This window comes from Bradyrhizobium sp. (genome assembly GCF_019244115.1).
Classification (GTDB): domain Bacteria; phylum Pseudomonadota; class Alphaproteobacteria; order Rhizobiales; family Xanthobacteraceae; genus Bradyrhizobium.
The window spans coordinates 1-5,600 of sequence record NZ_JAFATE010000477.1; the positions used below are offsets into that span (position 1 = coordinate 1).

The window sequence follows — 5,600 nt, forward strand, 5'->3', positions numbered from 1 at the left end:
AGCCAGGGCGAGGGCGATCTCGTCATCACCGACGTGGTGATGCCGGACGAGAATGCCTTCGACCTGTTGCCGCGCATCAAGAAGATGCGGCCGAACCTGCCGGTCATCGTGATGAGCGCGCAAAACACCTTCATGACCGCGATCCGCGCCTCCGAACGCGGGGCCTACGAATATCTACCAAAACCGTTCGACCTGAAGGAACTGATCGCGATCGTCGGCCGGGCGTTGGCCGAGCCGAAAGAGAGGGCCGCCGCGGCGCCAGATGATTCCGAGTTCGATTCGATTCCCCTGGTCGGCCGTTCGCCAGCCATGCAGGAGATCTACCGGGTGCTGGCGCGGCTGATGCAGACCGACCTCACCGTCATGATTTCGGGCGAATCAGGAACCGGTAAGGAACTGGTAGCGCGCGCGTTGCACGACTATGGCAAGCGCCGGAACGGCCCATTCGTTGCGGTCAACATGGCCGCGATCCCGCGCGACCTGATCGAATCGGAGCTGTTCGGCCATGAGCGCGGCGCCTTCACCGGGGCCAATACCCGCGCCTCCGGCCGCTTCGAGCAGGCCGAGGGCGGCACGCTGTTCCTCGACGAGATCGGCGACATGCCGATGGAGGCGCAGACTCGGCTTTTGCGCGTGCTGCAGCAGGGCGAATACACTACCGTCGGCGGCCGCACGCCGATCAAGACCGACGTGCGAATCGTCGCCGCCAGCAACAAGGACCTGCGCATCCTGATCCAGCAGGGGCTGTTCCGCGAGGACCTGTTCTTCCGACTCAACGTGGTGCCGCTGCGGCTGCCGCCGCTCAGGGAGCGCATAGAGGATTTGCCAGACCTGGTGCGGCATTTCTTCGCGCTGGCCGAGAAGGACGGCCTGCCGCCGAAGAAGCTCGACGCGGCCGCCCTGGAGCGGCTGAAGCAGCACCGCTGGCCAGGTAACGTCCGCGAGCTGGAGAATCTGGCACGGCGCCTAGCGGCGCTTTATCCGCAGGATGTCATCACGGGCTCGGTGATCGACGGCGAACTCGCGCCGCCCGCGGTCGCTTCAAACGGGGGCGCGGCGCAGGGGATCGACAATCTCGGCGGAGCTGTCGAGGCCTATTTGTCCTCGCATTTTGCAGGGTTTCCCAATGGCGTGCCGCCGCCGGGCCTATATCACCGGATCCTCAGGGAGATCGAGGTGCCGCTGCTGACCGCCGCGCTCGCAGCGACCAGGGGCAACCAGATTCGCGCCGCCGACCTGCTCGGGCTGAACCGCAACACCCTGCGCAAGAAGATCCGGGATCTCGACATTCAGGTGTACCGCAGCGGCGGCTGATTCGGCCCGCGGAGCGGCCCGCACCGTCTTACCGGCGGAACGAAAAGCCTATAAGTATCGCGTCCCTAGGGCACGCCGCGGATTTGTCGCAATTCGGCAACAATGTGATATGAATGCATCAGTTCGCGCTTCGCGAACCTCCATGCCATCACTATCTGCAATTGCTGGAATGACGACCGCAGACACATCGGCCACCGCCCCGTTCGACCCGTCGCTCCCCGAATCCAAGGGCTGGCCCCTGGGGCGATGGCTCGCGCCATTCGCGGTCGCGATCGCGCTGCTCTCAGCGATCCTGACCTTCGTAGTGCTGACCGGGCTCACCCGGATCGAGCCGACCGCCCAGGTCGTCAACTCGTTCTACCTGATCGACGCCGCGACGATCCTGCTTCTGCTCGGATTCATCCTGCGCGAGGTCTGGAAGGTGGTTCAGGCCCGCCGCCGGGGCCGCGCGGCCGCACGTCTGCATGTCCAGGTGGTCGGCCTGTTCTCGGTCATCGCCGCGGTTCCCGCGGTCGTGGTCGCGGTGGTCGCCAACGTCATGATCGATCGTGGCCTGGACCAGCTGTTCACCGGACCGACCCGCGAACTGGTCCAGAACGCGGTGAGCATCGCCAAGGCCTACACTTTCGAGCACGCCGCCGCGATACGGGGCGACATTCTCGCGGTCGCCGACGAGCTCGATCAGACGCCGCGACCGCTGTTCGATCAGGACCGCGGCACCTTCCAGCAGCTCTTCGTACACAGCGCCAGTGCGCGGAACCTGCCGTTCGCGATGCTGATCGACAAGAACGGCAACAAGCTAGTGGAAACCGACGTCCAGCAGCGGTTTGCCACGCCGCCTCCAGAAATCCTCAACAATCCCGATCTGGTCAACGATACCGAACCCTATCTGGTCGTGTTGCCGGACGAGAACTATGTCGCCGCGGTCATCCGCCTGCCGGCTTTTTCCGACACATTTCTGTACGTCGCGCGGCCGCTCGATCCATTCGTGGTGGGCCAGCTCAAGCAGACCGAGCTCAAGGCCCAGGGCTATGCCGAGATGGAGGCGCAGCGCTACGGCATCCAGATCGCCTTTGCGCTGATGTTCGCGGTGATCGCGCTGACCATCCTAATGGCATCCGTGCTGATCGGGCTGAACTTCGCCGACCGACTCGTAGCGCCGATCCGCCGGCTGATGAACGCGGCCAGCACGGTTTCGACCGGCGACCTGCATGTGCAGGTGCCGGTGCACAGATCGGAAGGCGATCTCGCCCAGCTCGGCGAGACCTTCAACAAGATGACCCAGGAATTGCGCACCCAGCGCGATGAACTCGTCAATGCCTCCGAACTGATCGACAGCCGCCGCCGCTTCATCGAGGCGGTGCTGTCGTCGGCCTCGGCCGGCATCATTGGCGTCGATGGCTCCGGCAGCATCGGCATTCTCAATCGCTCCGCCGAAAAGCTGATCGGGCACGCCGAATCGGAGACGCTGGACCATCCTCTGTCCGAAGTGCTGCCCGAGCTCGACGAGCTGATGAAGAACGCGCGCGAAGGCAAGCACCGCCTGGTCCAGGGCCAGATCACGATTCAGCGTGACGGGCAGGAGCGCAATCTGTCCGTGCGTGTCACTGCCGAGCAGAACAATCCGTCGCGCGACAGCTACATCATCACGCTCGACGACATCACCGAGCTCGTTTCGGCGCAGCGCACCTCGGCCTGGGGCGACGTCGCACGCCGCATCGCACACGAGATCAAGAACCCGCTGACGCCGATTCAGCTCTCCGCCGAACGCATTCGCCGCAAATTCGGCCGGGTCATCACCGACGACAAAGCGGTGTTCGAGCAGTGCACCGAAACCATCATCAGGCAGGTCGACGACATCAGGCGCATGGTCGACGAGTTCTCGCGCTTTGCGCGGATGCCGAAACCCGTGATGGAGGGCGAGGATGTCGCCGACACCGTGCGGCAGGCGGTGTTCCTGATGAAGGTCGCCCATCCCGAGATCGACATCGAGGCCGACCTCAAGCAGGATCCGCTCAGGGCGCAGTTCGATCGCCGGTTGATTTCGCAGGCGCTGACCAACATCATCAAGAACGCCACCGAGGCGATCGAGGCGGTGCCGGCGGAAGAGCTCGGCAAGGGCCGCATCGACGTCATTGCCGCGCGCGAAAACAACGACATCATCATCGACGTGATCGACAATGGTATCGGCTTGCCCAAGGTGGCGCGCGCGAGACTTCTTGAGCCCTACGTTACGACGCGCGAGAAGGGCACCGGCCTCGGGCTCGCGATCGTCGGTCGCGTTCTCGAGGATCATGGCGGGCGCATCGAGCTGAAGGACGCCTCCGACTTTCGCCCCGGCCAGCGCGGCGCCTGGATGCGGCTGCGCTTTGCCGTTTCGGGCCATGCCGACAAGGTCGAGGAGCCCGCCGGCGACAAGCCGTCGTCGGGAGAAAAAATGCAGTCCGCCGCCGAAACCGGCAAGGCGGCTGAAGCAACACACAGTGAAACGAACATCGAAGCTGCAGGCAATTGAGACAGGCCCGACCCATGGCAAATGACATCCTGATCGTCGACGACGAAGCCGATATCCGCGAATTGGTGGCGGGGATTCTGGACGATGAGGGCTTCACCACCCGCACCGCTGGCGACAGCGATTCCGCGGCGGCCGAAATCGCGAGCCGCAGGCCGGACCTGGTGTTTCTCGACATCTGGCTGCAGGGCTCCAGGCTTGATGGATTGCAGCTGCTGCAGGAGATCAAGCGCGACCATGCCAGTCTTCCGGTCGTGATGATCTCCGGTCACGGCAACATCGAGACGGCGGTCGCCGCGATCAAGAGCGGCGCCTTCGATTTCATGGAGAAGCCCTTCAAGTCGGACCGCCTGCTTCTGGTGGCGTCGCGCGCGCTCGCGCAACAGAGCGCGGCCGCCTAAACAGCGGCTCGCGGCAAATCCGAAAGCTTGAGTGGGGCAGGAATCAATTCGCATGATGAAACCATATTCGAAGCCGCGACAGGCAATTGAGACAGGCGCGACCCATGGCAAGTGACATTCTGATCGTCGATGACGAAGCCGATATCCGCGAATTGGTGGCAGGCATTCTGGACGACGAGGGCTTCTCCACCCGCACGGCGCGCGACAGCGATTCGGCGCTGGCGGAAATCGCCAATCGCAGGCCGCATCTGGTGTTCCTCGACATCTGGCTGCAGGGGTCCAAGCTCGACGGACTGCAACTTCTGGAGGCGGTCAAGAAGGATCATCCCGATTTGCCGGTGGTCATGATCTCCGGTCACGGCAACATCGAGACGGCGGTCGCCGCGATCAAGCGCGGCGCCTATGACTTCATCGAGAAACCGTTCAAATCGGACCGCCTGATTCTGGTTGCGACGCGCGCGCTCGAAACCTCTCGGCTGAAGCGCGAGGTGAAGGAGCTGAAGCAGATGACGCCGGCCGCGAGCATCCTGACCGGCCGCTCGCCCTGCATGAACCAGCTGCGCCAGACCATCGAGCGCGCGGCCAAGGCCAACAGCCGCATCCTGATCGTCGGGCCTCCCGGGGCGGGCAAGGAGCTCGCGGCGCGAACGCTGCACGCGTCGTCGGGGCGAGCCGAAGGGCCCTTCGTGGTCATCAATGCGGCGGCCATCACGCCGGAGCGGATGGAAGTCGAGTTGTTCGGCGTCGAGCAGTCGAACGGCGAACAGCAGCGCAAGGCAGGCGCACTCGAGGAAGCACATGGCGGCACGCTGTTCATCGACGAAATCGGCGACATGCCGCGCGAGACCCAGAACAAGATCTTGCGCGTTCTGGTCGATCAGACGTTCCAGCGGATCGGCGGCACCAACAAAGTCAGCGTCGACGTGCGCATCATCTCGTCGACCGCGCGCAACCTCGAAGAGGAGATCGCCGCGGGCCGCTTCCGCGAGGATCTCTATCACCGCCTGTCGGTGGTGCCGATCCGCGTGCCGCCGCTGTCGGAGCGCCGTGAGGACATCCCGGAATTGATCGACTATTTCATGGACCAGATTTCCCAGATCACCGGCCTGCCCAAACGCCAGATCGGGCAGGACGCGATGGCCGTGCTGCAATCGCATGTCTGGCCGGGCAACGTCCGCCAGCTGCGCAATAATGTCGAGCGGGTGATGATTCTCGCAGCCGGCGGTCCGGAGGTGATCATCACCGCCGACATGCTGCCGCAGGACGTCGGCTCGATGGTGCCGGCGATGCCGACGAGCAACAACGGCGAACACATCATGGGGCTGCCGCTGCGCGAGGCCCGCGAAGTGTTCGAGCGCGACTACCTGATCGCG

At 64.1% G+C, this 5,600-nt stretch carries 3 protein-coding genes and 1 pseudogene; all 4 read left to right on the top strand.

The window, feature by feature from the left end:
• Positions 1–1,314, top strand: a 1,314-nt coding sequence (gene ntrC, locus JOZ76_RS20970) for a nitrogen regulation protein NR(I) (protein ID WP_291701429.1), incomplete at its 5' end; no start/stop codon positions are given.
• A 169-nt stretch (positions 1,315–1,483) separates the two neighbouring features.
• On the top strand, positions 1,484–3,829 hold the full coding sequence (locus tag JOZ76_RS20975; RefSeq protein WP_291701431.1) for a sensor histidine kinase NtrY-like: 2,346 nt from the start codon (positions 1,484–1,486) through the stop codon (positions 3,827–3,829).
• Positions 3,830–3,843: 14 nt separating this feature from the next.
• Positions 3,844–4,203 (top strand): annotated as a pseudogene (locus tag JOZ76_RS20980) (response regulator); the annotation flags it as partial.
• Positions 4,204–4,331: 128 nt separating this feature from the next.
• Positions 4,332–5,600 (top strand): nitrogen assimilation response regulator NtrX (gene ntrX / locus JOZ76_RS20985; RefSeq protein WP_291701433.1); only part of this gene is annotated, 1,269 nt, incomplete at its 3' end.